2 protein-coding genes and 1 pseudogene are annotated in these 1,361 nt (G+C 65.9%); 2 read left to right on the plus strand and 1 reads right to left on the minus strand.

All coding sequences use genetic code 11. The features are described 5' to 3' along the window. Window positions 1–376 precede the first annotated feature (376 nt). Both WDW90_RS37115 and WDW90_RS37120 read left to right on the plus strand, forming a co-directional pair. A complete protein-coding gene (locus tag WDW90_RS37115) occupies window positions 377–637 on the plus strand; it encodes a hypothetical protein (RefSeq protein ID WP_336492725.1) in 261 nt (86 codons plus the stop codon). A gap of 30 nt (window positions 638–667) precedes the next feature. Then, on the plus strand, window positions 668–919 hold the full coding sequence (locus WDW90_RS37120) for a hypothetical protein (RefSeq protein ID WP_336492726.1): 252 nt from the start codon (window positions 668–670) through the stop codon (window positions 917–919). Between the two features lie 324 nt (window positions 920–1,243). On the opposite strand, the pseudogene WDW90_RS37125 reads toward WDW90_RS37120, so the two are convergent. Next, a pseudogene (locus tag WDW90_RS37125) lies at window positions 1,244–1,361 on the minus strand (aldo/keto reductase); the annotation flags it as partial.

The following is a 1,361-nucleotide window of genomic DNA, read 5'->3' on the forward strand; positions in this document are numbered from 1 at the left end:
GGCAGCGGACATGGCGAACCCTCCCGGTTCGCCTCATCGAATCACGGCTGCCGCACGGGATAAACCCCGTGAGTCTCCCTCACCGCTGGTTGGTATAAGTGGCTAAAGGACTGGTCGGCGTGCTCCAGTCCGGCTGACTGAGCAGAAGCCGGCTTGCCGTTCGTCCGCCGGCACGCGCCGCAGGATGACTGCACGGCGGTGCAGATGCGGCAGGATCGGGAGCGCGGACAGGCGTTCGGGAGAGCCGCTCATGGCGGGCCATCTTCTGAGGTGTAGGAGGTACTGGCAGCCGATCCTGAGCGACGCGAGAAGCTGCCCGCACTGCGCCGTGACCAAGCCCGCGCGCCGACGCAAAGTGCGCAGGACCCTCCTGGCCATGCTGCCCATCGCTGTCGGCGCGTACGGGCTGCACCGCTATGGCGAACCCTACAGGGCGGAGGGGGGCGCGTACTTCGCGGCGGCCACTGCAGCAGCGCGGAAGTCGGTGCAAACGTCCATGTCGGCCTTGTTCAGCCCGCCGGATGCGTTCTCGGTTGCCTACCTGGAGCGGGGCGGGACGACTGTTCAGGTGCGCAGCCCGGAAGGGGCGTTGGTCCAGCGCTGTGCCCTCAAGTTCGATGACGAACTGCAGAGGTGAAGCGTAGGCCGTAGGCGTGGAGCGCGTGGCGTGAAGCTGATGCTGCGCTGGATTGGCATGATGTGCGGTGGTCCCCGCGGCGACCGCGTGGTGGTGTTTTGGTGGAACCGCGTCCCGGCACCGTACCGCTACTGGGGGCATCGCAAGGACTGGAGCAACGGCCCGCTCAGCCGCTTCGGGTTGCGGTTCGGCGAGGTCATCTGGCGCCTGCCATGGACCAATCACGACGGCGGCATCAGAACGACCGGCTGGGTTCTCAACAGGGCTTGGGTGCGACGGTGACCCTCGGTCCCATAATGCCCAATCCGCGAGGGGCTCCGCGGATGGACTTTATGGAACTGGCGCTCGCTTCGGCTTCGCCACGGGCGGGCTGAACCGCAGCAGCAGCGCGCCCAGTGTGAGACCGCCTCCGCGTGAGGCCTGCTTTCGGACCGACCAGCACCTTCGGCTAAGGGCCGCCCCGACGCCACCTCTGCCATCAAAAACGACCGGTTCCGAGCCCAACGGGCAGACCGGCTTATAGCGCTGAAACAGGCTCCTTCCCGGCTCGAAACAGTCCTTCAAGGCCAAATCTCGTTTCCTCACGCTGGAGCTAGAACTGCTGAGTCACCATACGGTTGGCTTCGGATTGCGCTCATCGAAGCCCTTCTGGTGCCAGTAGGGATAGATCGGCGTTTCCTGGCTCGCTGCGTCCAGCCGCGCAACCTGCTCCGGCGTGAGCGTC

This window comes from Methylobacterium nigriterrae (assembly GCF_037106235.1).
In the GTDB taxonomy this organism is placed as follows: Bacteria; Pseudomonadota; Alphaproteobacteria; order Rhizobiales; family Beijerinckiaceae; genus Methylobacterium; species Methylobacterium nigriterrae.

Coding starts and splice junctions, on each gene's coding strand:
- WDW90_RS37115 (WP_336492725.1), top strand. CDS start 377: ATGCTGCCCATCGCTGTCGGCGCGTACGGGCTGCACCGCTATGGCGAA.